This is a genomic window from Petropleomorpha daqingensis (genome assembly GCF_013408985.1).
In the GTDB taxonomy this organism is placed as follows: Bacteria; Actinomycetota; Actinomycetes; order Mycobacteriales; family Geodermatophilaceae; genus Petropleomorpha; species Petropleomorpha daqingensis.
Map to the genome: position 1 here is coordinate 4115010 of NZ_JACBZT010000001.1, position 23444 is coordinate 4138453.

Here is a 23444-nt window from a genome sequence, read left to right on the forward strand (position 1 = left end):
GGAGGTGTCGCCCGTGCTCGCCCGCATCGACCTGCGTGGATCTGCGTTGCCGCCGGCGCGCGAGCTCGCCGGCCTGCTGCCCCGGGCAGCCACCGACATCGACTCGGTCCTGGCCACCGTGCGCCCGCTCTGCGAGGACGTCCGGCTGCGCGGCGCCCAGGCCGTCCGGGAGATCACCGCCCGGCTCGACGGCGTCGACCTCGAGGACTTCGCCGTCCCGCAGGCCGCCCTCGACCGCGCCCTGGCCGAGTGCGACCCGACGCTGCGCGCCGCCCTGGAGGAGTCGATCGCCCGGGTCCGCACGGTGCACGCCGACCAGCGGCGCACCGACGTGACCACCCAGGTGGTGCCCGGCGGGACGGTCACCGAGCGCTGGCTGCCGGTGCGCCGCGTCGGGCTGTACGTGCCCGGAGGCCTGGCGCCGCTGCTCTCGAGCGTCGTGATGAACGTGGTGCCGGCGCAGATCGCCGGGGTCGGCTCGATCGCGGTCGCCTCGCCGCCGCAGCGCGACCACGGGGGGCTGCCCGACCCGGGCGTGCTGGCCGCGTGCGCGCTGCTCGGCGTCACCGAGGTCTACGCGGTCGGCGGCGCGCAGGCGATCGCCGTCTTCGGCTACGGCGCGGGCTCCTGCGAGCCGGTCGACATGGTCACCGGGCCGGGCAACGTCTACACGACGGCGGCCAAGCGGCTGCTCCGCGGCCTGATCGGGATCGACTCCGAGGCCGGCCCGACCGAGGTCGCCGTCCTCGCCGACGACACCGCCGACCCCGTGCACGTCGCGGCCGACCTGATCAGCCAGGCCGAGCACGACCCGCTGGCCGGCGCGGTGCTGGTGACGACGAGCGAGGCGCTCGCCGACGCCGTCCTCGACCTGGTCCCGGGGCAGGTGGCCGCCACCAAGCACTCCGACCGGATCATGACCGCCCTCGACGGCAGCCAGTCCGGCGTGGTGCTGGTCGACGACCTCGATGCCGGGCTCGCGGTGGTCGACGCCTACGCCGCCGAGCACCTGGAGATCCAGACCCGGAACGCCCGCGAGGTGGCGCTGCGCGTGCGCAACGCCGGCGCGATCTTCGTCGGACCGTGGTCGCCGGTGTCGCTGGGCGACTACGCGGCCGGGTCCAACCACGTGCTGCCCACCGGCGGCTGCGCGCGGCACTCCAGCGGGCTGTCGGTGCAGTCGTTCCTGCGCGGCATCCACGTCGTCGAGTACGACGAGCAGGCGCTGGCCGAGGTCGCCCCGCACATCGACGCGCTCGCCGGCGCCGAGGACCTGCCCGCGCACGCCGCCGCCGTGCGGGCCCGCACCCGCGCATGACCGATCTGGACGCGCTCCCGCTGCGGCCGGAGCTCCGGGGTCGCACGCCCTACGGTGCGCCGCAGCTGAAGGTCACCCACCGGCTCAACACCAACGAGAACCCCTACCCGCTGCCCGCCGAGCTGCTCGCCGACCTCGGCACGGCGCTGGCCGAGGCGTCGCGGGAGCTCAACCGCTATCCCGACCGCGACGCGGTCGGCCTGCGCGCCGATCTCGCGACCTACCTGACCAGGACGTCGGGGGAGCGGATCGAGGCCGGACAGGTGTGGGCCGCGAACGGGTCGAACGAGGTGCTCCAGCAGCTGCTGCAGACCTTCGGCGGCAGCGGGCGGACCGCGCTGGGCTTCACGCCGTCGTACTCGATGCACCCGATCATCTCGGCGGGCACCGGCACGGCCTGGGTCGACGGGCACCGCAGGGCCGACTTCACCATCGACGCCGCCGCGGCGGTCGCCCAGGTGCGCGAGGTGCGGCCGGACGTCGTCTTCGTGACCAGCCCGAACAACCCGACCGGCACCGCCGTCGCCCTGGAGACGATCGCCGAGCTGTACGACGCCACAGACGGGGTGCTCATCGTCGACGAGGCGTACGCCGAGTTCGCGCGCGAGGGGACGCCGTCGGCGCTGACCCTGCTGCCCGGCCGGCCGCGGCTGGTGGTCAGCCGGACGATGAGCAAGGCGTTCGGCATGGCCGGGCTGCGGCTGGGCTACCTGGCCGCCGACGCCGCCGTCGTCGACGCGCTGCAGCTGGTCCGGCTGCCGTACCACCTGTCCTCGCTGACGCAGGCGGCGGCGCGGACGGCGCTGGCGCACACCCCGGCGCTGCTGGCGACGGTCGAGGCGGTCAAGGTCGAGCGGGACCGCATCGTCGCGGCGCTGCCCGCCATGGGGCTGACCAGCGTGCCGAGCGACGCCAACTTCGTGCTGTTCGGCCGGTTCGCCGACGCGGCCGCCGCCTGGCAGGCGCTGCTCGACCGCGACGTCCTGGTCCGCGACGTCGGCCTGCCCGGCTGGCTGCGGGTCACGGCCGGGACGCCCGTGGAGACCGACGCCTTCCTCACCGCACTGGGTGAGGTCGCGCCGGAGTTCCGCGCCTCTCTGGGAGACTGAGCCCGGTGAGCGAGCTTGCGAGCTCACCAAGAACAGAGCCCGCCGCGGCGAACGAGCCGACGAGCGTCAGCGAGGAGGCGTAGTGAGCCGCACTGCACGGGTGGAACGGGCGACCAGCGAGACCAAGCTGGTCGTCGAGCTCGACCTCGACGGCACGGGCGTCGGCGACATCAGCACCGGGGTCGGCTTCTACGACCACATGCTGACCGCGCTGGCCAAGCACAGCGGAATCGACCTCACCGTCCGGGCGGACGGCGACCTGCACATCGACGCCCACCACACCGTGGAGGACGTCGCGATCGCCCTCGGCCAGGCCTTCGCCGAGGCGCTGGGGGACAAGAAGGGCATCACCCGCTACGGCGACGCCACGATCCCGATGGACGAGGTGCTGGTCCAGGCCGCCGTCGACCTCTCCGGCCGCCCGTACTTCGTGCACGCCGAGCCCGAGACCATGACGCCGATGATCGGGCCGGACTACCCGACGTCGCTGACCAAGCACGTGCTCGAGTCGTTCGCCTTCAACGCGCGGATCACCCTGCACGTGCGGGTGCTCTACGCCGGCCGCGACGCCCACCACATCGTCGAGGGGCAGTTCAAGGCCCTGGCCCGCGCGCTGCGCGTCGCCGTCGCGATCGACCCGCGGGTGGCCGGCGTCCCGTCGACCAAGGGCGCGCTGTAGTCCGGTGGACTTCGGCCTGGTCCTGCTCATCGTGGGCGGCTTCCTGCTGGGCGGCGCCTGGAGCATGTGGCGGCAGAGCGGCGAGCAGGACGAGCCGCCGGCGACCGGCCGCCCGAAGCCGGGCGCGCAGGCCGCGCAGCCGCGTGGGCGATCGGTACCGCACGTCGTGATCGCGGTGATCCTGCTGATCGCCGCGCTGCTCGCCACGGCGTCGGGCATCCTGCGGCTCATCTGAGCGGCTCACCGGGACGCCGTACCGTGGGCAGCGTGAAGAAGGTCGTCGTCCTGGACTACGGCTCGGGCAACCTGCGCTCGGCCGAGCGCGCACTGGCCCGGGTCGGCGCCGACGTCACCGTGACCGCCGACGCGCAGCAGGCGCTCGACGCCGACGGCCTCGTCGTCCCGGGCGTGGGCGCGTTCGCCGCGTGCATGCAGGGGCTGCGCGCGGTCGACGGGCCGCGGGTCATCGGCCGGCGGCTGGCCGGCGGCCGCCCGGTGCTCGGCATCTGCGTCGGCATGCAGATCCTCTTCGAGCGCGGGGTCGAGCACGGGCACGACGCCGAGGGCTGCGGCGAGTGGCCGGGCGTCGTCGAGCAGCTCAAGGCCCCCGTGCTGCCGCACATGGGCTGGAACACCGTCGAGTCGCCGCAGGGCAGCGTCCTGTTCGACGGCCTCGCCGACCAGCGCTTCTACTTCGTGCACTCCTACGGCGTCCGCGACTTCCCGCTCGGCAGCGACGGCACCCCCTCGCGGATCAAGCCCCCGCTGGTCACCTGGGCCGAGCACGGCGACCGCTTCGTCGCCGGCGTCGAGAACGGCGCCCTGTCGGCCACCCAGTTCCACCCCGAGAAGAGCGGTGACGCCGGGGCTCAGCTGCTCAGGAACTGGCTGGACACGCTGGACTGACGACAGCCCGCAGGCGGGCCGACACCTAGGGTGACGCCGTGCCTGCCACGCCGATGCCCCGAGGTCGAGGGCGGCTTCCCGGTCTCGCCGTCCCCCTTCTGGTCACGGCGCTGCTGCTCGGCCTGATCGCGTGGACGGTCGTCGCCCTGCAGCCGCCGCAGCCGAAGCCCGCGAGCGCACCGGCGGGCGAGTTCAGCGCCGCGCGGGCCTTCGAGCACGTCCAGCAGATCGCCGTCCGCACCCACGTCGCGGGCAGCGCGGCCGACGCCGACGTCGTCGACTACCTGGTCTCGACGCTGTCGAGCTACGGGCTGGACACCCGCGTGCAGACCTCCGTCGGCAGCTACGCGGCCCTGCACGGCACCACCGAGATGGCCAGTGTCCGCAACGTCGTCGGCGTCCTGCCGGGCACCGACCCCACCGGGCGGCTCTTCCTCGTCGCCCACCACGACTCGGTCGAGACCGGCCCGGGCGCGAGCGACGACGGCGCCGGGGTCTCCTCGCTGCTGGAGACCGTCCGCGCGCTGACGCAGGGGCCGCGGCTGAAGAACGACGTCGTGGTCGTCTTCACCGACGCCGAGGAGGCCTGCCTCTGCGGCGCCGAGGCCTTCGTGCACTCGCACCCGCTGGCCAACCGGGGCGGCGTCGTCCTCAACTTCGAGGCCCGCGGCACCAGCGGCCCCCCGATCATGTTCGAGACCTCGCTCGGCAACGCCGACCTGACCGAGGTCTACGCCGACGCCGTGCCCGACCCGGTGGCCACCAGCTTCGCCGTCGAGGTCTACCGGGCGCTGCCCAACGACACCGACTTCACCCCGTTCCGCGAGAGCGGTGAGTTCACCGGGCTGAACACCGCGTTCATCGACGGTGCCGCCGCCTACCACGCCCCGCAGGACACCCCCGACCGGCAGGACCAGGCCAGCCTGCAGGGCGAGGGGGAGAACGCGCTCGCCCTCGCCCAGGCCTTCGGCGACCGCGACCTGACCGCGCTGAGCACGGCCTCCGGCGGCGACGCCACGTACTTCCCGGTGCTCGGCCGGCTGGTCCGCTACCCGGGCTCGTGGGTGTGGCCGCTGGCGATCGCGGCGATCGTGCTCGTGCTCGGGCTGGTCGTCGTCCTCGCCCGGCGGGGGATCAGCTCGATCGGCCGGACGGCGGCCGCCACCGGGCTCGCCGTCCTGCCGCTGGCCGCCGCGCCGTTCGCCGCGCAGGAGCTGTGGTCGCTGCTGGTCCTCATCAGGCCCGGCTACGCCTCGATGCTCGACCCGTGGCGCCCCGGCTGGTACCGCGTCGCCGCGGTCGCGGTGGTCCTCACCGTGGTGCTGCTCTGGTACGCCCTGCTGCGCCGGCGGATCGGGGGCGCGGCGCTCGCCACCGGCGGCCTCGTCTGGCTGGCCGTCCTCGGTGCCGTGCTCGCCGCGCTGGCCCCCGGCGGCTCCTACCTCGCGGCGATCCCGGCGCTGGCCGGCGCGCTGACGGGTCTGCTCGCCGTGCTGGTCCCGGCCACCCGGCCGGTCGCCGCGCTGCTCGGCGGCGCGGTCGCGGTCGTCGTCCTCGCCCCGACCGTCGCCCTCTTCCTGCCCGCGCTCGGGCTCTCCGCCGTCGCGGCCCCGGCGTTCGTCGCCACGCTGTGCGCGGTCGCGCTGCTGCCCGCGGTCGAGCTGCTGTTCGACGACGGCGGTCCGCGCCTGGCCGCCGCGGCGGTGCCGGGGGTCGCGTTCGTCGTCGCCTGCGCCGTCATCGGCCTGCAGGTCGACCGCTTCGACGCGCGGCACCCGATCCCGAGCCAGCTGGTCTACGCGCTCGACACCGACACCGGCGAGGCCCGCTGGGCCACCACGGAGGCCGACCCGGTCGCGTACACGAAGCAGTACGTCGACGAGAAGAAGCAGCTCGACGAGCCCTACCCCTACATCGGCGGCAAGGACGTCTGGACCGGGCAGGCGCAGGCCGCGTCCCTCGTCGCCCCGGCGGTCCAGACGCTGTCCGACCGGCCGAGCCAGGACGGCCGGGAGATCACCGTGCGGGTGACGCCGCAGCGCCAGGGGGCGCGGCTGCTCGTGCTGCAGCTCGACGCCGGCGCCGGCACGGTGGTCGCCGCCCGGGCCGAAGGGCGCGACGTGGAGAAGAACGCGCTCGGCGGGCACACGCTGTGGATCACCTACCACGCACCGCCCGCCGACGGCGTCGAGATCACCTACACGGTCAAGGACCCGGGCAGCGTGGAGCTCTGGGTCTGCGACGGCAGCGACGGCCTCGACGGGCTGCCCGGCTTCGTCCCGCGCCCGGACGACGTCAGCGCCGCCGGCTCGCACAGCTCCGACCTCGTGCTGGTCGCGAAGACGGTGCCGCTGTCCTGACCTATTGCAGGGGGAACGGCGACTGCACCCACCACGGGGCGTCGACCACCTCCAGCCGGACCACCCACTTCACCCACCAGAAGCCGCGCCGCCCGGGCGCGACCAGCCGCACCGGGGCGCCGTGCCCGGCCGACAGCGCCGTCCCGGCGGCCGAGGTGGCCAGCAGCAGGTGCGCGGCGTCGGCCAGCGGCAGGCGGCGGGTGTAGCCGGTCGCCGAGACGACGTCGACGCTGCCACCGTCGGGGAGGTCCAGCCCGGCGAGCAGCCGGTCCAGCCGGACGCCGGACCACTCCTGCTCGGCGTACCAGCCGCCGGTGCAGTCGAGGACGGCGCGCACCCGGTCACCGCGGTCGAGGTCGGCGACCGGGACGACCACCGACCGCCCGCCGGCCACGACGGTGACACCACGGGGCGGGTCGGCAGGCAGCTCGTCGGTGAACCACTGGGTGACCGGCATGGCCTCGGGATCGCCGCTGCCGCGCTCCGCCGAGCCGGTCGCCCGGCGGCGGGCGCCCGGCGCGCCGGTCAGCCGCAGCACGCCTTCGAGCCCGCCCCACAGCGCGGCGGCGCCCAGCCCGAGCGCGCCGGTCTGCAGCAGCGCCCGCCGCTGCAGGTCGGTGGTGCGGAACCGCTGGCGCCGGCCCCACACGTGCGTGCCGAGCACGACCAGCGTGCAGATCGCCGCCCCGACGTGCACCTGCAGCGCCGTCACGCCGGCCCACGGGCCGGTCGCGCCCACCGCGTGCATCACGCCGGAGACGACGGTCAGGACGACGAGCACGGCCAGGAACACGGCGGTCCCCGGCGCCCGGACCGAACGCGGCAGCCGCCAGGCCCGGCGGACGACGACGGTCTTCCACGGCACGAGCAGCAGCAGCCCGAGGCCGGCGGCACCGTGCACGGCCACCACGACGCGGGCCGGCCCGGGCGTGCCGACCGCGTAGGCCAGCAGCCCGGTCGCCCCGGCGAGGACGAGGAGGGTCAGCAGCCCCAGGTTGGTGCGCCGCCCGGCGCGGCGGGGCAGCCGCAGCGCCATCCCCGGATCACCAGCGCCGGCTCCACCGCCGGGACCGGAGGACGAAGAACAGCAGCAGGAGCGGGAAGATCGGCACGACGCCGTGCACGGCCAGGACCATCGACATCGACACCACCACGGCTGCCAGCACGATGGCCGCCGCGGACGGCGCCCACGCCGGCGGACGCGACCGACGGGGGGCGACCGGCGTCGGGTCCGGCGGCAGGTCGGTGAACAACGGCGGCAGCTGGTCGAGGTAGACCGCGGCGTGCGCCTGGCCGACCCGCTCGTCGAACTCTTCGACGGTCAGCCGTCCCTCGCCGAGATGCCGGCCCAGCCGTTCCACGGCCTTCGCGCGGTCGGCATCGCCGGCGCGCATCCGGGGCTGCAGGTCTCCCATGTCCGGAGCCTCCTTCGTCCGCTGGCACCCCATCGTGCTCCGCGTTGCTGTGCGACGTCGTCGTCCGCCGTGCGCGAGCTGTGTACGGAGATCGACGTACGGGCCAACGCAGGGGAGCGGTCGGCAGTGCCCGGGGTCAGCTGCGCAGGTACGAGGCCCCGTTGACGTCGACGATCGTGCCGGTGGAGAACCGCGCCTCCGGCGAGGCCAGCCACAGCACCGCGGTGGCCACCTCCTCGGGGCGGGCCACCCGGCCGAGCGGCGACTGCGCCCGGACGGCGTCGCCGCCGGGACCGTCCAGCACCTCGCGGGCCATCTCGGTCTGGACGAAGCCGGGTGCCACGCAGGTCACCGAGATGCCGTGCGGCGCCAGCGCGAGCGCCATCGACTGGGCGAACGCGTTCAGCCCGGCCTTGGACGCGCCGTACGCCGGCGTGTTCGGTTCGCCGCGGAACGCGCCGCGGCTGGAGACGTTGACCACCGCGCCACCGCCCGCGGCGATCAGGTGCGGCACGGCGCGGAAAGTGGCGTTGGCGGCGCCGAGCAGGTTGACCGCCAGGGTCCTGGCCCAGGCCGCCTGCCACTCCTCGTAGGAGACCTCCAGCGGCGGGTGGGCGGTGAAGACGCCGGCGTTGTTCACCAGGACGTCGAGCCGGCCGAGGGCGGCCGCGGCGTCGTCCACCATCGCCCCGACCGCCTCGGGTTCGGCCATGTCCGCCTGCACGAGCGCGTGCCCCTCGCCCGGCAGCCCCGCGAGCACCTCCTCGGCCCGCTCCCGCGAGGAGCCCCAGTGGACCGCGACGCGGTCGCCCCGCTCGGCGAAGGCGCGGGCGATCACCCGGCCGATGCCGCGCGAGCCGCCGGTGACCAGGACACCGCGAGCCTCACCAGCGGCCACGGTGCACGACCTCCTCGACGCCGCGGCGGCCCCGCTTCAGCGAGGGGGAGCGGCGGTCGTCGGCGCCGGCGTAGCCGACCGCGATGCAGCCGATCGCCGTGTGGTCGTCGGGCACCCCGAATGCCTCGTGGAAGGGCGGGTGCTGCTCGGCCTGGATGCCGAAGAAGCACGCCGCCAGGCCCTCGTCGACGGCGGTGAGCAGCATCAGCAGCGAGGCCATGCCCGTGTCGATGTGCCAGTACGGGATCGGCCAGTGGCTCTCGTCGAGGTCCTGCCAGGGCTTGTCCGGCTCGGCGTAGCGCTCGAGGTAGGCCCGCTTGTGCGACAGCGGCACGATGATCAGCGGCGCCCGGCGCATCCGCACCAGCCAGGCGTCCATCGTCTGCTCGTCCTCGGCCGAGGTGGTCGCCGCCCAGAACCGGTCGCGCTCCTCGGGCGTCTCCAGCACCAGGAACGCCCAGCCCTGGCTGAAGCCGGCCGACGGCGCGTGCAGCGCGTGCTCGAGCAGCCGTTCGCGCACCTCGGGCGGTACCGGCCGGTCGGGGTCGTAGTCGCGGACCATGCGCCGCTTGCGGACGACGTCGGCGAATTCCATGCCCGCACTCTGCCCGGCGCGAGGACCGATCGATACGTTGCGGGGGTCAACCGGTCGGTGCCGAGACGGGAGCACAGCCATGGCAGGACGCCTCAGCGGCAAGGTCGCCTTCATCACCGGCGCGGGCCGCGGCATGGGCCGCAGCCACGCCGTCCGGTTCGCCCGCGAGGGTGCCGACGTCGTCGTGCTGGACACCCCCGGCGAGCTGCCGGACATCCCGTACGACCAGCCCACGCCGGAAGACCTCGACGAGACGGTGCGGCTGGTCGAGGCCGAGGATCAGCGGGCAGTGGTCGTCCGCCGCGACGTGCGCGACCTCGAGGGCATGCGCGCCGACGTGGACGCGGCGGTGGGCGAGCTCGGCCGGCTGGACGTCGTCGTCGCCAACGCCGGCATCTGCACGCCGAGCGCCTGGGACACGGTCACCCCGCAGCAGTTCCAGAACACCCTCGACATCAACGTCACCGGCGTCTGGAACACGGTCATGGTGGGCGCGCCGCACGTGGTCCGGGCCGGCGGCGGCTCGATCATCCTGATCAGCTCGGCGGCCGGGCTGAAGGTGCAGCCGTTCATGGTCCACTACACGACCAGCAAGTTCGCCGTCCGCGGCATGGCCAAGGCCTTCGCCACGGAGCTGGCCAAGCACAACATCCGGGTCAACAGCGTCCACCCCACGGGCGTGGCCACGCCCATGGGCACCGGGGACATGCAGGCCGCGCTGGGCGGTCCGATGGCCGCCGACCAGCGGCTCGGGGCGATGTTCATGAACATGCTGCCGGTCGAGGGCACCGACCCCTCCGACGTCTCCGACACCGTCGTCTTCCTCGCGTCCGACGAGTCGCGGTTCGTCACCGCCCACGAGCTCGCCCCGGACGCGGGCGTCACGGAGATGTGAACCTAGGCTCTGGCACGTGCCGAAGCTGCAGCTGCTCCCCGCCGTCGACGTCGCCGACGGCCAGGCCGTGCGCCTGGTCCAGGGCGAGGCCGGCAGCGAGACCTCCTACGGCGACCCGCTGGAGGCGGCGCTGGCCTGGCAGCGCGACGGCGCGGAGTGGGTGCACCTGGTCGACCTCGACGCCGCGTTCGGCCGCGGGTCCAACCGCGAGCTGCTGGCCCGGGTGGTCGGCGAGCTGGACGTCGACGTCGAGCTCTCCGGCGGCATCCGGGACGACGCGTCGCTCGAGGCGGCCCTGGCCACCGGCTGCCGGCGGGTCAACCTCGGCACCGCCGCGCTGGAGTCGCCGGAGTGGTGCGCGCAGGCGATCGCCGAGCACGGCGACCGGATCGCCGTCGGCCTCGACGTCCGCGGCACCCGGCTGGCCGCGCGGGGCTGGACCCGGGAGGGCGGCGAGCTGTACGAGACGCTGGCCCGGCTCGACGAGGAGGGCTGCGCCCGCTACGTCGTCACCGACATCACCAAGGACGGCACGCTGCGCGGGCCGAACCTCGACCTGCTGCGCGAGGTCTGCGCCGCCACCGACCGGCCGGTGATCGCCTCCGGTGGGGTGAGCTCGCTCGAGGACATCCGCGCGCTCGCCGGGCTGACGACGATCGGTGTCGAGGGCGCGATCGTCGGCAAGGCGCTCTACGCCGGCGCGTTCACGCTCCCCGAGGCCCTGGAGGTGGCGTCGTCGTGACGGTGCTCCGGTTCGGGTCGGACACCCCGTGGGAGGGCGTGGTCGGGTACAGCCGCGTCGTCGTCCGCGGGGACACGGCCTGGGTCAGCGGGACGACGGCCACCGTGGACGGCGTCGTCGTCCACCCCGGCGACGCGTACGCGCAGACGAAGCAGGCGATCACGAACCTGACCGAGGCGCTGGAGCGGGCCGGCTTCACGCTGGCCGACGTCGTCCGCACCCGGATGTTCGTCACCGACATCAGCCGGTGGGAGGAGATCGGCCGGGCGCACGGCGAGGCGTTCGGCGACGTCCGCCCGGCGACCTCGATGCTGCAGGTCGCGGCGCTGATCGACCCCGCGATGCTGGTCGAGATCGAGGCCGACGCCGTCCGGGAAGGGGTGGCGTGAGCCTCGCCGTGCGGGTGATCCCGTGCCTGGACGTCGACGCCGGCCGGGTGGTCAAGGGCGTCAACTTCGTCGACCTCGTCGACGCCGGCGACCCGGTCGAGATGGCCCGCGTCTACGACGCCGAGGGCGCCGACGAGCTCACCTTCCTCGACATCACGGCCAGCTCCGGCGACCGCGAGACCACCTATGACGTCGTCCGGCGGACCGCGGAGAGCGTGTTCATCCCGCTGACCGTCGGCGGCGGCGTGCGGTCGGTGGACGACGTCGACCGGCTGCTCCGCGCCGGGGCGGACAAGGTCGCGGTCAACACCGCCGCGGTCGCGCGGCCGGAGCTGATCGCCGAGATCGCCGACCGGTTCGGCAACCAGGTGCTGGTGCTGTCGCTGGACGCCCGCCGGGTGCAGGACGGCGCGGTGACCGACTCCGGCTTCGAGATCACCACGCACGGCGGTCGGCGCGGCACCGGCCGGGACGCCGTCGAGTGGGTGGTGCAGGCCGCGCAGCTCGGCGTCGGCGAGGTGCTGCTCAACTCCATGGACGCCGACGGCACCCGGCAGGGCTTCGACACCGAGCTGATCCGCGCGGTGCGCCGCGAGGTCGGCGTGCCGGTGATCGCCAGCGGGGGAGCGGGCGCGGTCGCGCACTTCCCGCCCGCCGTCGAGGCCGGCGCCGACGCCGTCCTGGCCGCGAGCGTCTTCCACTTCGGGATCCTGCGGATCGGGGACGTCAAGGCCGGTCTGGCCGCCGCCGGCGTCCCCGTGCGCGAGGAAGTCGACCACCCGACGCGCTGAGAAGTCGCTGGACGGCGGCGTTCCGCTTACCGAGACTCCAGCGGTGCTCCTCACGCTGTCGACCACCCACCGTCCCGCGACCGACCTGGGCTTCCTGCTGCACAAGAACCCGGCCCGAGCGCAGACGGTCGAGATCGGCGCGGGCACGGCGCACGTCTTCTACCCGGAGGCCACGGACGAGCGCTGCACGGTCGCGCTGCTGCTCGAGGTCGACCCGATCGCGCTGGTCAGGGGCTCGCGCGGCGCGGAGGGGTTCAGCCTCGGCCAGTACGTCAACGACCGGCCCTACGCCGCCTCCAGCCTGCTCGCCGTCGCGCTCGGCAAGGCGTTCGCCAGCGCCCGGCGCGGCGTGAGCAAGGAGCGCCCCGAGCTCCCCGGGACCGCGCTCCCGCTGGAGGTGCACCTGCCGGCGCTGTCCTGCCGCGGCGGGGCCGAGATGGCTCGACGGTTCTTCGAACCGCTCGGCTGGACCGTCGACGCGCGCGCCGTCCCGCTGGACCCCGAGTTCCCGCAGTGGGGGGACTCCCGCTACGTCGACCTGCGGCTGACCGGCACGCTGCGGCTCGCCGACGCGATCAACCACCTCTACGTCGCGCTGCCGGTGCTCGACGACGCCAAGCACTACTGGGTGGGCACCGACGAGGTGGACAAGCTGCTGCGCGCCGGCGGCGGCTGGCTGGCCGGCCACCCCGAGCGGGAGCTGATCACCCGCCGCTACCTCGCCCACCGGGGCAGCCTCGCCCGGCAGGCCATGGCCCGGCTCGCCGAGGTCGACGACCTGGACACCGAGCGGCTGGACGACGCCGTCCCCGAGGAGCCCGTCGACACGCCGGTGCCGCTGGTGCTGCAGCGGCACGGCGCGGTGCTCGCCGCGCTGCGCTCGGCCGGCGCGACCCGGGTGCTCGACCTCGGCTGCGGCGACGGTGCCCTGCTGCGGGCGCTGCTCGACGAGCGGCAGCTCACCGAGATCGTCGGCGTCGACGTCAGCGCCCGCGCCCTGGAGATCGCCGCCCGCCGGCTGCACCTCGACCGGCTGCCCGAGCGGCAGCGGGATCGCATCACGCTGCGCCAGGGCGCGCTGACCTACACCGATGCCCGGCTGCGCGGCTACGACGCCGCCGTGCTCATGGAGGTGGTCGAGCACCTCGACCCCGACCGGTTGCCCGCCCTCGAGCGCACCGTCTTCGCCGACGCCGCGCCGGGCACGGTGGTCGTCACGACGCCGAACGTGGAGCACAACGTCCGTTACGAGAACCTCGCCGCGGGCTCGATGCGCCACCGCGACCACCGCTTCGAGTGGACCCGCGCCGAGTTCGCCGACTGGGCGAGCGGCGTCGCCGGCCGGCACGGCTACGCCGTCCGGTTCGTCCCCGTCGGTTCCGACGACCCCGAGGTCGGCCCGCCCACGCAGATGGCCGTGTTCACGCGGACGGCGCAGGAGGCCGCCGCGTGAGCGAGCTCGCCGTCCCCGATCTCGCGCTGGTGGTGCTGATCGGCGCCTCCGGCTCGGGCAAGTCCACCTTCGCCCGCCGGCACTTCCGCGGCACGCAGGTCCTGTCCAGCGACTTCTGCCGCGGGCTGGTCGCCGACGACGAGAACGACCAGGCGGCCACGCCGGACGCCTTCGAGGTGCTGCACGCGATCGCCGGCGTCCGGCTGCGCCGCGGGCTGCTCACCGTCGTCGACGCCACCAACGTCAAGCGCGAGGACCGCGCGTCGCTGGTCGCGCTCGCCACGGCGCACGACGTGCTGCCCGTGGCGATCGTGCTGGACCTGCCGGAGGGCGTGCTGCTGCAGCGCACCGCCGAACGCCCCGACCGCGACCTCGACCCGGGCGTGATCCGCCGGCAGCGCTCCGACCTGCGCCGGGGGCTGCGTGGGCTGGGCCGCGAGGGCTTCCGCAAGGTGCACGTCCTCGCCACGCCCGAGGACGTCGACGCCGCGACGATCACCTACGAGAAGCAGTTCAACGACCGCCGCGAGCTGACCGGCCCGTTCGACGTCGTCGGCGACGTGCACGGCTGCCGCGCCGAGCTCGAGGAGCTGCTCACCGCGCTCGGCTACGCCCTGACCCGCGACGCGCAGGGCCGGCCGGTCGACGCCGAGCACCCGGACGGCCGGACGGCGCTGTTCGTGGGCGACCTCGTCGACCGCGGCCCCGACTCACCGGGCGTGCTGCGCCTGGTGATGGGCATGGTCGCCGCCGGCCACGCCCTCTGCGTGCCGGGCAACCACGAGAACAAGCTGGTCAGGGCCCTGCGCGGGCGCACCGTGCAGGTCACCCACGGGCTGGCCGAGACGCTCGCGCAGCTGGAGCAGGAGCCCGCCGAGTTCCGCGAGGACGTCGAGCGGTTCTGCTACGGCCTGGTCAGCCACTACGTCCTGGACGGCGGCGCGCTCGTCGTCGCGCACGCGGGGCTGCCGGAGAAGCTGCAGGGGCGGGCGAGCGGCCGGGTCCGCTCCTTCGCCCTCTACGGCGACACGACGGGGGAGACCGACGAGTTCGGGCTCCCGGTGCGCTACCCGTGGGCGACGGAGTACCGCGGGCGGGCCATGGTGCTCTACGGGCACACGCCGGTGCCCGAGCCCGAGTGGGTCAACAACACGATGTGCCTCGACACCGGCTGCGTGTTCGGCGGCCGGCTGACCGCGCTGCGCTATCCGGAGCGCGAGGTCGTCTCGGTCCCGGCGCACCGCACGTACTACGAGCCGGCCCGACCCTTCCTGCCGGAGGGGGCGGCCGCCCCGGCGGCGGTGGCCCGGGCGGACGACGTCCTGGACGTCGAGGGCGTGCTCGGCAAGCGGATCGTCGAGACCCGGGTGGCCGGTCGGATCACCGTGCGCGCGGAGAACGCCGCGGCCGCGATCGAGGTGATGAGCCGGTTCGCGATCGCACCGCAGCGGCTGCTGCACCTGCCGCCGACGATGAGCCCGGTCGCGACCTCAGGTCTGCCCGGGCTGCTGGAGCACCCCGCGGAGGCGTTCGCCTACTACCGGGGCGAGGGCGTGGCCGAGGTGGTCTGCCAGGAGAAGCACATGGGCTCGCGGGCCGTGGCGCTGGTCCGCGCCGACGGCACGGGCGCGGTGCACACCCGCACCGGCCGGTCGTTCTTCGGCCCGGACCTGACCGCCGACCTGCTCGGCCGGCTGGCCGCGGCGGTGCGCGGCGCCGGCCTGTTCGACGAGCTCGGCTCCGACTGGGTGCTGCTCGACGCCGAGCTGCTGCCGTGGTCGGCGAAGGCGGAGGAGCTCATCCGCACCCAGTACGCGGCGGTCGGCGCGGCGGCGCGTGCCGCGCTGCTAGCGGCGGTGTCGGTGCTCGAGCAGGCGGCCGCGCACGGGCTGGACGTCGGCGAGCTGCTCGACCGGCAGCGGGGGAGGGCGGACGACGCCGCGGCGTTCACGGCTGCCTACCGCCGCTACTGCTGGCCGACCGACGGGCTGGCCGGGATCTCGATCGCGCCGTTCCAGGTGCTCGCCGCGGCCGGGACGACGTTCGCCGACCGGCCGCACGCCTGGCACCTGGCGCAGGCCGACCGGCTGGTGGCCGCCGATCCGGAGCTGGTCCGCCCGACCGCGCACCGGTTCGTCGACGTCACCGACCCCGCATCCGAGCAGACCGCGGCGGAGTGGTGGACGGAGCTCACCGAGGCCGGCGGGGAGGGCATGGTGGTCAAGCCGGCCGCCAACCTCACGAAGGGCCGCCGCGGGTACGTGCAGCCGGGGCTCAAGGTCCGCGGCCGGGAGTACCTGCGGATCATCTACGGCCCCGACTACACCCGCCCGGAGAACCTCGAGCGACTGCGCGAGCGCAACCTCGGGCGCAAGCGCGGCCTGGCGCACCGCGAGTACGCGCTGGGGCTGGAGGCGCTGGAGCGGGTGGCGCGCGGCGAGCCGCTGTGGCGGGTGCACGAGTGCGTGTTCGCCGTCCTGGCGCTGGAGTCCGAACCCGTCGACCCCCGCCTGTGACGATGCGCTCGTCCTCTCGGGGTGACGCCGCACGCGGTGGTGGCGCGCAGGCTGGGGTCACGGGCGGGTGGACCGAGAGGAGAGATCGGTGGGCGGCTGGCTCATGTGGGGCTTGGTCCTTCCGGTGCTGCTGGTCGTCGCCGGGCTCGTCAGCGCCGGTCGCCGCAACCGCCGGCACTGACCCCGGTCAGGAGATCGCGACCCGGGCGACGTCCTTGCGGCCGCTGACCCACAGCAGCAGCTCCAGCGGCTCGCCGGTGACGGTCTTCACGGTCTCGCCGCTGCCCAGCCGCTTCTCCTCGCCGGGGACGTCGGCGCGGCGCAGCACCAGCGACCGGCCGCGGGCCGCCCGGCGGGCCAGGATCACGACCGCCCGCCAGATCTGGTCCTGGTCGGCCTTCGCCAGCTTGCGCGGGGTCCAGCCGGGGCGCGCGCGCCGCACGTCCTCGTGGTGGATGACGAACTCGGTCGTGTTGAACAGCGGCCCCAGGCCCGGCCAGCCCATCGGCGACCAGCGCGGCGCACCGTCACGCACCTGCCGCACCACGTCGGCGTAGTCGGCGGACTCCCGCAGCCGGTCCTCGACCCGGTGCGCCCAGGCCCCGAGCGCGGGGGAGACCTGCTCCAGCCCGTAGCCGGGCATCGCGTCGACCCGGCGGTCGCGGGTGGCCACGTGGGCGGCCAGGTGCGCCGTCGTCCACCCCTCGCAGCAGGTCGGCGCGTCGGGACCCAGCTTCTCCAGGAGGTCGGCGAGCTCGGCGCGCTCCCGGTCGGCGAGGGAAGAGCTGCTCATCCCGCCACGTTACGTCCGGTGATCGCGGGCGCGTAGCACTTAGCGGACCTAACGATCACGTACAGTGTCCGCACCGCCCCGAGAACCCTGGAGGACAGCTGTGCCCCGCCGCCGAGACGCCGTCGTGCGGCGCGGACTGCGCCACGTCGGACGAGCCATCCGCGAGCAGAAGGGCATCTTCGCCCTCGCGGTGCTCGGCAGCAGCCTCTACGGCGCGATGACCGTGGCCAGCGCCTACGTCATCGGCGGGGTGACCGACCGGCTGATCCTCCCGGCGTTCCGCGACGGCCGCACGACGGCCGGTGCGCTGATCCTCGCCGCCACCGCGATCATCGTGGTCGCCGTCCTCAAGGTGCTCGGCATCCTCGGCCGCCGGCTGTTCGCCGGGATCATGAGCTACCGGCTGCAGGCCGACTACCGCCGCCGGGTCACCGGCCAGTACCTGCGGCTGCCGCTGTCCTGGCACCAGCGCCACCCGACCGGGCAGCTGCTGTCCAACGCGAACTCCGACGTCGAGAGCTCGTGGTTCTTCGTCTCGCCGCTGCCGTTCGCCTGCGGCGCGCTGGTGATGATCGCGATCACCGTGACCGCGCTGCTGCTCACCGACGTCTGGCTGGCGCTGGTCGGCCTGATCGTCTTCCCGCTGGTCTTCGCGGCCAACTACTTCTACTCGCAGGCGATGAGCCCGCGGATGCAGCGGGCCCAGCAGCTGCGCGCCGAGGTCAGCGAGATCGCCCACGAGAGCTTCGACGCCGCCCTGGTCGTGAAGACCCTCGGCCGCGAGGACACCGAGACCGCCCGCTTCGAGACGCGCGCGCGGGAGCTGCGCGACGGCCTGGTCGACGTCGGCCGGGTGCGGGGGCTCTTCGACCCGATGCTCGAGGCGCTGCCCAACCTCGGCATCCTCGCGATCCTGCTGGTCGGGGCGACCCAGGTGGCCGGTGGCAGCACCAACGCCGGCGCGCTGGTGTCGATCGCCTACCTGTTCAGCCTGCTCACCCTGCCGATCCGCGCGATCGGCTGGGTGCTCGCCGACCTGCCCCGCGCGCTCGCGGGCTTCGACCGGGTCCGGCCGGTGCTCGACGCCACCGGCGAGACGCCGCACGGTCCGGACGCCGCACCGGCCGGCACCGGCGGCGCCTCGCTGTCCGTCCGGAACCTCGACTTCGCCTTCGAGGGCGCGCACCGCAGCACGCTCACCGGCGTCACCTTCGACGTCCAGGCCGGGACGACGCTCGCCGTCGTCGGGCCGACCGGCTCGGGCAAGTCGACGCTGGCGGGCCTGCTGGTCCGGCTGGTCGACCCCGCCGACGGCCACGTGCTGCTCGACGGCGTCGACCTGCGCACGCTGCGGGAGGGCGAGGTCAGCGGGCAAGCCGCGTTCGTGCCGCAGGGCACCTTCCTCTTCGACGACTCGGTGCGCGGCAACGTGACCCTCGGTGGCGACTTCGACGACGAGCAGGTCTGGGCGGCGCTGCGCACCGCGGCCGCCGACCGGTTCGTCGCGGCGCTGCCCGAGGGCCTGGACACCCGCGTCGGCGAGCGCGGCGCGACCCTGTCCGGCGGCCAGCGGCAGCGGCTGGCGCTGGCCCGCGCCGTCGTCCGCTCGCCCCGGTTGCTGGTGCTCGACGACGCGACCAGCGCCGTCGACCCGGCGGTCGAGCAGCAGATCCTCGACGCCCTGCGGGCCACCGACCCGCCGTCCACCGTCGTGGTCGTCGCCTACCGGCAGGCGACGATCGCGCTGGCCGACGAGGTGGTCTGGATCGAGCACGGCCAGGTGCTGGCCCGCGGCACCCACGAGGAGCTGCTCGCCGAGGTCCCCGGCTACGCCGCGCTGGTGCGCGCCTACCAGCAGGCGGAGGTGGCCGCGTGACCGAGATCAGGCTGACCGCCGACGAGCGGCCGGAGAGCGCCTTCGCCACCTTGCGCCGGGGCCTGCGGATGATGCCGGAGTTCCGCCGCGGCCTGCCGGTCACCTTCCTGCTCGCGCTGATCGCCACCGCCGGCCGGGTCGTCGTCCCGATCGCCGTCCAGCAGACCATCGACAAGGGCCTGTCCGGACCGGGCGGCCCCGACCTCGAGCTGGTCCGCACCCTGGTGCTGGTCTGCGCCGTCGTCGTGCTGGTCACCGCCGTCGCCGTCTACCGGATGAACGTCCGGCTGTTCCGGACGACGGAGACCGCGCTGGCCGGCCTCCGGGTCCGGGCCTTCCGGCACGTGCACGACCTGTCGGTGCTGCACCAGCAGGGCCAGAAGCGCGGCTCTCTGGTCTCCCGGGTGACCAGCGACGTCGACCAGCTGTCGGTGTTCATGCAGTGGGGCGGCGTGCTCGGCGTGATCAGCGTCGGCCAACTCATCGTCGCCACCGGCGTCATGGCCTTCTACTCGTGGCAGCTCACCCTCGTGGTGCTGGTCTGCTTCATCCCGCTCGCCTTCGCGGTCAAGCTGTTCGCCCGCAAGCTCGCCCGCGTCTACGGCGTCGTCCGCGAGCGGATCGGCGACGTGCTGGCCGCGGTCTCCGAGTCGGTCGTCGGTGCCTCCACCGTGCGGGCCTACGGCGTGCGCGAGCGCACCGCCGCCCGGATCGACCACGCGATCGGTCGGCACTACCGCGCCTCGGTCGACGCCCAGAAGACGACGGCGGCGGTCTACGTCACCGGCGAGCTGGTGGCCGCGATCGCCAACGCGGCCGTCGTCGTCATCGGCGTCCTGCTGGGCATCGGCGGGCACATCACCGCGGGCACCCTGGTCGCCTTCCTGTTCCTCGTCACGCTGTTCGTCGCCCCGGTGCAGACGGCCAGCGAGGTGCTCAACGAGGCGCAGAACGCCGTCGCCGGGTTCCGCCGCGTGCTCGACGTCCTGGACACCGAGCCCGACGTCCGCGACCCCGCGCTCGAGGGGCACGGCCGCGACCTGCCCGAGGGTCCGCTGTCGGTCCGCTTCGACCACGTCTCCTTCCGCTACGCGCCGGGCGCCCGCAAGGCCCTGGACGACGTCGACCTCGAGATCGCGCCGCGCCGCCGGGTCGCGATCGTGGGCGAGACGGGATCGGGCAAGACCACCTTCGCCAAGCTGGTCACCCGGCTGATGGACCCGGTCGAGGGCCGGGTGCTGCTGTCCGGGGTGCCGCTCCAGGACGTCGCCTTCGCCGGCCTGCGCGAGCGGGTGGTGATGGTGCCGCAGGACGGCTTCCTGTTCGACGCGACCGTCGCCGACAACGTCCGCTACGGCCGGCCCGGCATGACCGACGCGCACGTCGCCGCGGCCTTCGACGAGCTCGGGCTCGGTGCCTGGGTCGAGGGCCTGGCCGACGGCGTGGCCACGCCGGTCGGCCAGCGCGGCGAGTCGCTGTCGGCGGGGGAGCGGCAGCTCGTGGCCGTGGCCCGTGCCTACGTGGCCGACCCCGACCTGCTCGTGCTCGACGAGGCCACGAGCGCGGTCGACCCGGCCACCGAGCAGCGGCTCACCCGCGCCCTCGACACGCTCACCGACGGCCGGACGACGCTCACGATCGCGCACCGGCTCTCCACCGCCGAGCGCGCCGACGAGGTGCTGGTCGTCGACGGCGGGCGGGTCGTGCAGCGCGGCACGCACGCCCAGCTGGTCCGGGCCGAGGGGCCCTACGCCCGGCTGCACGCGTCGTGGCGCCGCTCGTCGGCGGGCGAACCCGAGCCGGTCCGGTAGCCCTCAGCGAACTCCCAGGAGCGCGGGCCCCGCTGAGCGGGGTTCCCGTCCTATCCTTCCGCGCCATGCCGTCCTCCTCCCGATCCCGGGTGGCGGCGCGACGCTCCCCGCGGTCCGCGCCGCTGGCCCGCCCGGTCCCGGCCGCGGCGATGGCGCGCCCGATGGAGGCGCCGTTCGCCGCCGTCCTCGGGCTGCTCGTCGCCGCCGAGTTCCTCTACCTGGGCTGGCTGCTCTACGAGCCGGGGTCGCTGCTGGACTGGTACGTCGTCGTCCCGGCCCTGCTGGCCGCCGGCACCGTGGCGGGGGCGGTGCTCGTCTTCCTGGGCCGCGGCCGGGGCTGGATCGTGCTCACCGCCGGCAGCGTGCTCCTGCTGCTCACCCTGCTCGCCCTCGTGCTGCTCTTCGGGGCGCTCGGGGGCGGCGCGGCGCTGTGGCAGGCGCTGCTGCTGCTCATCGGCCCGATCGGCTGCCTGGCGCTCACGCTGCGCCGGCCGGTGCGGGCCTGGAGCGGCCGCAGAACGGGGCGTGGGGGGAGTCGCTCCGCGGGGGGACGGCGGGAGGGCACCCGCTCCCGTTAACGTTCGCCCGTGACTACCGACACCGACGTCGTCGTCGTAGGGGCCGGACTGGCCGGGCTGGTCGCCACCGCGGAGCTGGCCGATGCCGGCAAGCGGGTCGTCCTGGTCGACCAGGAGCCCGAGGGCTCCCTCGGCGGGCAGGCCTGGTGGTCCTTCGGCGGGCTGTTCCTCGTCGACTCCCCGGAGCAGCGGCGGCTGCGGGTCCACGACTCGCTGGAGCTGGCCCGGCAGGACTGGTTCGGCACCGCCGGGTTCGACCGCGAGGAGGACCACTGGCCGCGGCAGTGGGCCGAGGCGTACCTGCAGTTCGCGGCGGGGGAGAAGCGGTCCTGGCTCAAGTCGCAGGGCATCGGGTTCTTCCCGATCGTCGGCTGGGCCGAGCGCGGCGGCTACACCGCCACCGGCCACGGCAACTCGGTGCCCCGGTTCCACATCGTCTGGGGCACGGGTCCGGGCATCGTCGCACCGTTCGCCCGCCGGGTGCAGGAGGCCGCCGAGAAGGGCCTGGTCCAGCTCCGGTTCCGGCACCGCGTCGACGACCTGGTGGTCACCGACGGCGCGGTCACCGGCGTGCGCGGGCACGTGCTCGAGCCCAGCGACATCGCCCGCGGCGAGGCCAGCTCGCGGGTCGAGGTCGAGCCGTTCGAGATCGCCGCCCAGGCCGTCGTCGTCACCTCCGGGGGCATCGGCGGCAACCACGACCTGGTCCGCAAGAACTGGCCGGCCCGCCTGGGCCCGGTGCCGAAGCGGCTGCTCTCCGGCGTCCCGGCCCACGTCGACGGCCGGATGCTGGTGGCCACCGAGGCCGCCGGTGCCAGCGTGGTCAACGGCGACCGCATGTGGCACTACACCGAGGGCGTGGCCAACCACTCGCCGGTCTGGGACAAGCACGGCATCCGGATCCTGCCGGGGCCCTCGTCGCTGTGGCTGGACGCCACCGGGCAGCGACTGCCGGTGCCGCTGTTCCCCGGCTTCGACACCCTCGGCACGCTGGCCCACATCGGGCAGACCGGCTACGAGCACACCTGGTTCGTCGCCACCCAGAAGATCGTCGGCAAGGAGTTCGCGCTCTCCGGCTCGGAGCAGAACCCCGACCTGACCGGCAAGGACGTCCGGCTGCTGCTCAAGCGGGCCCGCGTCGAGGTCGCCCCGCCGGTGCAGGCCTTCCTCGACCGCGGCGAGGACTTCGTCGTCGCCCGCTCGCTGCCCGAGCTGGTCGAGGGGATGAACCGGATCACCGGCGGCACCCCGCACCTCGACCTGGCCACGGTCGAGGCCGAGATCGTCGCGCGAGACCGCGAGGTGGCCAACCCGTTCACCAAGGACCTGCAGATGACCGCGATCCGCGGCGCGCGCAGCTACCTGGGGGACAAGCTGATCCGCGTGGCGGCGCCGCACCGGCTGCTCGACCCGGACGCCGGGCCGCTGGTCGCCGTCCGGCTCAACCTGCTCACCCGCAAGACGCTCGGCGGGCTGGAGACCGACCTGTCCGGCCGGGTGCTGCGCCCGGGCGGGGAACCGTTCCCGGGCCTGTACGCCGCCGGTGAGGTCTCCGGCTTCGGCGGCGGCGGCATGCACGGCTACCGGTCGCTCGAGGGCACCTTCCTCGGCGGCTGCCTGTTCTCCGGGCGCACCGCCGGCCGGGCGCTGGCGGCGGCCCTGTGAGCGATCCCTGGGCCGACCCGAACGCGCAGGCCTACGCCGGCCCGCCGGCCACCGACCCGCCGCCGGCCCCGCAGCCGCCGCCGTACGGGTACCCGCCGTACGGCTACCCGGGGTACCCGCCCTACGGGTACCCGCCGTACGGCTACCCGCCGGTCCCGGCCGGGCCGCGCCGGCCGGGGCAGGTCATCGCCGCCGCCGTGCTCGCGTTCTGCCAGGCCGCGTTCGTCATGGTGGCGTCGATCTACGTCGTGCTGTTCTCGTCGCTGATCGACATCGCCGCGGACGCCGATCCCACCTCCGCACCGCCGGAGGAGGTGTCGCAGCTGGCCGGCGAGGGCACCGTGGTCGGCATCGTGCAGGTCGCCTCGGCGGTGCTGCTCATCGTCGCCGGGGTCCTGGCGCTCAACTCCCGCCGCCGGCGCTCGCTGGTCGTGCTGGTGGTGGGCTTCGCCGTCCAGGTGCTGCTGTGCATCTACTGGGCGGTGCGGCTGTCGGTGATCGCGTCGGAGATCCCCGGCTCGGGCTCCACGAGCGCGTTCCTGGCCTTCGCGCTGGTGTTCTTCGCCGGGCCGGCGGTCGGGCTCGGGCTGGTGCTGCTCGGCGGCGGACGACGCTGGTTCGACACCGCGCGCTGACCGGCACTGCTCCCCGGGGG

22 protein-coding genes are annotated in these 23444 nt (G+C 74.6%); 17 read left to right on the plus strand and 5 right to left on the minus strand.

Annotated elements, in window-relative coordinates; translation table 11 throughout:
• Window positions 1-13: 13 nt before the first annotated feature.
• The 6 genes from hisD to GGQ55_RS20405 all read left to right on the plus strand — a co-directional run bounded on the left by hisD (window position 14) and on the right by GGQ55_RS20405 (window position 6372).
• On the plus strand, window positions 14-1318 hold the full coding sequence (hisD, locus tag GGQ55_RS20380) for a histidinol dehydrogenase (RefSeq protein ID WP_179719875.1): 1305 nt from the start codon (window positions 14-16) through the stop codon (window positions 1316-1318).
• The gene (locus tag GGQ55_RS20385) at window positions 1315-2427 is read left to right on the plus strand and encodes a histidinol-phosphate transaminase (protein WP_179719877.1); all 1113 of its coding nucleotides are present in this window, start codon (window positions 1315-1317) and stop codon (window positions 2425-2427) included. The genes hisD and GGQ55_RS20385 overlap by 4 nt, the downstream gene beginning before the upstream one ends.
• A gap of 82 nt (window positions 2428-2509) precedes the next feature.
• Window positions 2510-3106, plus strand: a complete 597-nt coding sequence (gene hisB, locus GGQ55_RS20390; RefSeq protein WP_179719879.1) for an imidazoleglycerol-phosphate dehydratase HisB — start codon at window positions 2510-2512, stop codon at window positions 3104-3106.
• Window positions 3107-3110: 4 nt separating this feature from the next.
• Window positions 3111-3341 (plus strand): CG2302 family histidine operon protein, encoded by a 231-nt coding sequence (locus GGQ55_RS20395; RefSeq protein ID WP_179719881.1) that lies wholly within the window; start codon window positions 3111-3113, stop codon window positions 3339-3341.
• 32 nt (window positions 3342-3373) lie between these two features.
• A complete protein-coding gene (hisH, locus tag GGQ55_RS20400) occupies window positions 3374-4012 on the plus strand; it encodes an imidazole glycerol phosphate synthase subunit HisH (RefSeq protein WP_179719883.1) in 639 nt (212 codons plus the stop codon).
• 38 nt (window positions 4013-4050) lie between these two features.
• A complete protein-coding gene (locus GGQ55_RS20405; RefSeq protein ID WP_366489838.1) occupies window positions 4051-6372 on the plus strand; it encodes a M20/M25/M40 family metallo-hydrolase in 2322 nt (773 codons plus the stop codon).
• A 1-nt stretch (window position 6373) separates the two neighbouring features.
• Here the strand turns inward: GGQ55_RS20405 and GGQ55_RS20410 are convergent, their stop codons facing one another.
• The 4 genes from GGQ55_RS20410 to GGQ55_RS20425 form a co-directional block, all read right to left on the minus strand.
• Window positions 6374-7408: a molybdopterin-dependent oxidoreductase gene (locus GGQ55_RS20410; protein WP_179719885.1), complete on the minus strand. Its 1035-nt coding sequence runs from the start codon at window positions 7406-7408 to the stop codon at window positions 6374-6376.
• Window positions 7409-7415: 7 nt separating this feature from the next.
• Window positions 7416-7787: a DUF1707 SHOCT-like domain-containing protein gene (locus tag GGQ55_RS20415; RefSeq protein WP_179719887.1), complete on the minus strand. Its 372-nt coding sequence runs from the start codon at window positions 7785-7787 to the stop codon at window positions 7416-7418.
• A gap of 136 nt (window positions 7788-7923) precedes the next feature.
• Complete coding sequence (locus tag GGQ55_RS20420) at window positions 7924-8685, minus strand: SDR family NAD(P)-dependent oxidoreductase (RefSeq protein WP_179719889.1); 762 nt, start codon at window positions 8683-8685, stop codon at window positions 7924-7926.
• Window positions 8672-9280 (minus strand): nitroreductase family protein, encoded by a 609-nt coding sequence (locus tag GGQ55_RS20425; protein ID WP_179719891.1) that lies wholly within the window; start codon window positions 9278-9280, stop codon window positions 8672-8674. Before GGQ55_RS20425 ends, GGQ55_RS20420 begins: the two co-directional genes overlap by 14 nt.
• A 79-nt stretch (window positions 9281-9359) precedes the next feature.
• On the opposite strand from GGQ55_RS20425, the gene GGQ55_RS20430 reads away from it, so the two are divergent.
• From GGQ55_RS20430 to GGQ55_RS20455, 6 genes are read left to right on the plus strand one after another with little or no spacing between them, the layout of a single operon-like run.
• Entirely contained in the window at window positions 9360-10175 is an 816-nt protein-coding gene (locus GGQ55_RS20430) for a mycofactocin-coupled SDR family oxidoreductase (protein WP_179719893.1), read from the plus strand.
• 16 nt (window positions 10176-10191) lie between these two features.
• Window positions 10192-10917, plus strand: coding sequence for a bifunctional 1-(5-phosphoribosyl)-5-((5-phosphoribosylamino)methylideneamino)imidazole-4-carboxamide isomerase/phosphoribosylanthranilate isomerase PriA (priA, locus tag GGQ55_RS20435; protein ID WP_179719895.1), 726 nt, complete (start codon window positions 10192-10194; stop codon window positions 10915-10917).
• Window positions 10914-11306, plus strand: a complete 393-nt coding sequence (locus GGQ55_RS20440) for a RidA family protein (RefSeq protein WP_179719897.1) — start codon at window positions 10914-10916, stop codon at window positions 11304-11306. The genes priA and GGQ55_RS20440 overlap by 4 nt, the downstream gene beginning before the upstream one ends.
• Window positions 11303-12097 (plus strand): imidazole glycerol phosphate synthase subunit HisF, encoded by a 795-nt coding sequence (hisF, locus tag GGQ55_RS20445; protein ID WP_179719899.1) that lies wholly within the window; start codon window positions 11303-11305, stop codon window positions 12095-12097. Before GGQ55_RS20440 ends, hisF begins: the two co-directional genes overlap by 4 nt.
• Before the next feature lie 43 nt (window positions 12098-12140).
• Window positions 12141-13550: a 3' terminal RNA ribose 2'-O-methyltransferase Hen1 gene (locus GGQ55_RS20450; protein ID WP_179719901.1), complete on the plus strand. Its 1410-nt coding sequence runs from the start codon at window positions 12141-12143 to the stop codon at window positions 13548-13550.
• Window positions 13547-16066 (plus strand): polynucleotide kinase-phosphatase, encoded by a 2520-nt coding sequence (locus GGQ55_RS20455; protein ID WP_179719903.1) that lies wholly within the window; start codon window positions 13547-13549, stop codon window positions 16064-16066. The genes GGQ55_RS20450 and GGQ55_RS20455 overlap by 4 nt, the downstream gene beginning before the upstream one ends.
• Before the next feature lie 187 nt (window positions 16067-16253).
• Here GGQ55_RS20455 and GGQ55_RS20460 read toward each other — a convergent pair whose 3' ends face one another.
• Window positions 16254-16859, minus strand: a complete 606-nt coding sequence (locus GGQ55_RS20460; protein WP_179719905.1) for a TIGR03085 family metal-binding protein — start codon at window positions 16857-16859, stop codon at window positions 16254-16256.
• Window positions 16860-16959: 100 nt separating this feature from the next.
• On the opposite strand from GGQ55_RS20460, the gene GGQ55_RS20465 reads away from it, so the two are divergent.
• From GGQ55_RS20465 to GGQ55_RS20485, 5 genes are all read left to right on the plus strand, one after another.
• Entirely contained in the window at window positions 16960-18735 is a 1776-nt protein-coding gene (locus tag GGQ55_RS20465) for an ABC transporter ATP-binding protein (RefSeq protein WP_179719907.1), read from the plus strand.
• On the plus strand, window positions 18732-20546 hold the full coding sequence (locus tag GGQ55_RS20470; protein ID WP_366489843.1) for an ABC transporter ATP-binding protein: 1815 nt from the start codon (window positions 18732-18734) through the stop codon (window positions 20544-20546). The genes GGQ55_RS20465 and GGQ55_RS20470 overlap by 4 nt, the downstream gene beginning before the upstream one ends.
• Window positions 20547-20611: 65 nt before the next feature.
• A complete protein-coding gene (locus tag GGQ55_RS20475) occupies window positions 20612-21124 on the plus strand; it encodes a hypothetical protein (RefSeq protein ID WP_179719909.1) in 513 nt (170 codons plus the stop codon).
• Window positions 21125-21133: 9 nt separating this feature from the next.
• Complete coding sequence (locus tag GGQ55_RS20480; protein WP_179719911.1) at window positions 21134-22789, plus strand: FAD-binding dehydrogenase; 1656 nt, start codon at window positions 21134-21136, stop codon at window positions 22787-22789.
• Window positions 22786-23424: a hypothetical protein gene (locus GGQ55_RS20485; RefSeq protein WP_179719913.1), complete on the plus strand. Its 639-nt coding sequence runs from the start codon at window positions 22786-22788 to the stop codon at window positions 23422-23424. Before GGQ55_RS20480 ends, GGQ55_RS20485 begins: the two co-directional genes overlap by 4 nt.
• The last annotated feature ends 20 nt before the right edge of the window (window positions 23425-23444 follow it).

Excerpts from the sequence above, each read along its gene's own strand:
- GGQ55_RS20385 (WP_179719877.1), top strand. The coding sequence starts at position 1,315 with ATGACCGATCTGGACGCGCTCCCGCTGCGGCCGGAGCTCCGGGGTCGC.
- GGQ55_RS20410 (WP_179719885.1), bottom strand. The coding sequence starts at position 7,408 with ATGGCGCTGCGGCTGCCCCGCCGCGCCGGGCGGCGCACCAACCTGGGG.
- GGQ55_RS20415 (WP_179719887.1), bottom strand. The coding sequence starts at position 7,787 with ATGGGAGACCTGCAGCCCCGGATGCGCGCCGGCGATGCCGACCGCGCG.
- GGQ55_RS20425 (WP_179719891.1), bottom strand. The coding sequence starts at position 9,280 with ATGGAATTCGCCGACGTCGTCCGCAAGCGGCGCATGGTCCGCGACTAC.
- GGQ55_RS20430 (WP_179719893.1), top strand. The coding sequence starts at position 9,360 with ATGGCAGGACGCCTCAGCGGCAAGGTCGCCTTCATCACCGGCGCGGGC.
- GGQ55_RS20460 (WP_179719905.1), bottom strand. The coding sequence starts at position 16,859 with ATGAGCAGCTCTTCCCTCGCCGACCGGGAGCGCGCCGAGCTCGCCGAC.
- GGQ55_RS20475 (WP_179719909.1), top strand. The coding sequence starts at position 20,612 with ATGCCGTCCTCCTCCCGATCCCGGGTGGCGGCGCGACGCTCCCCGCGG.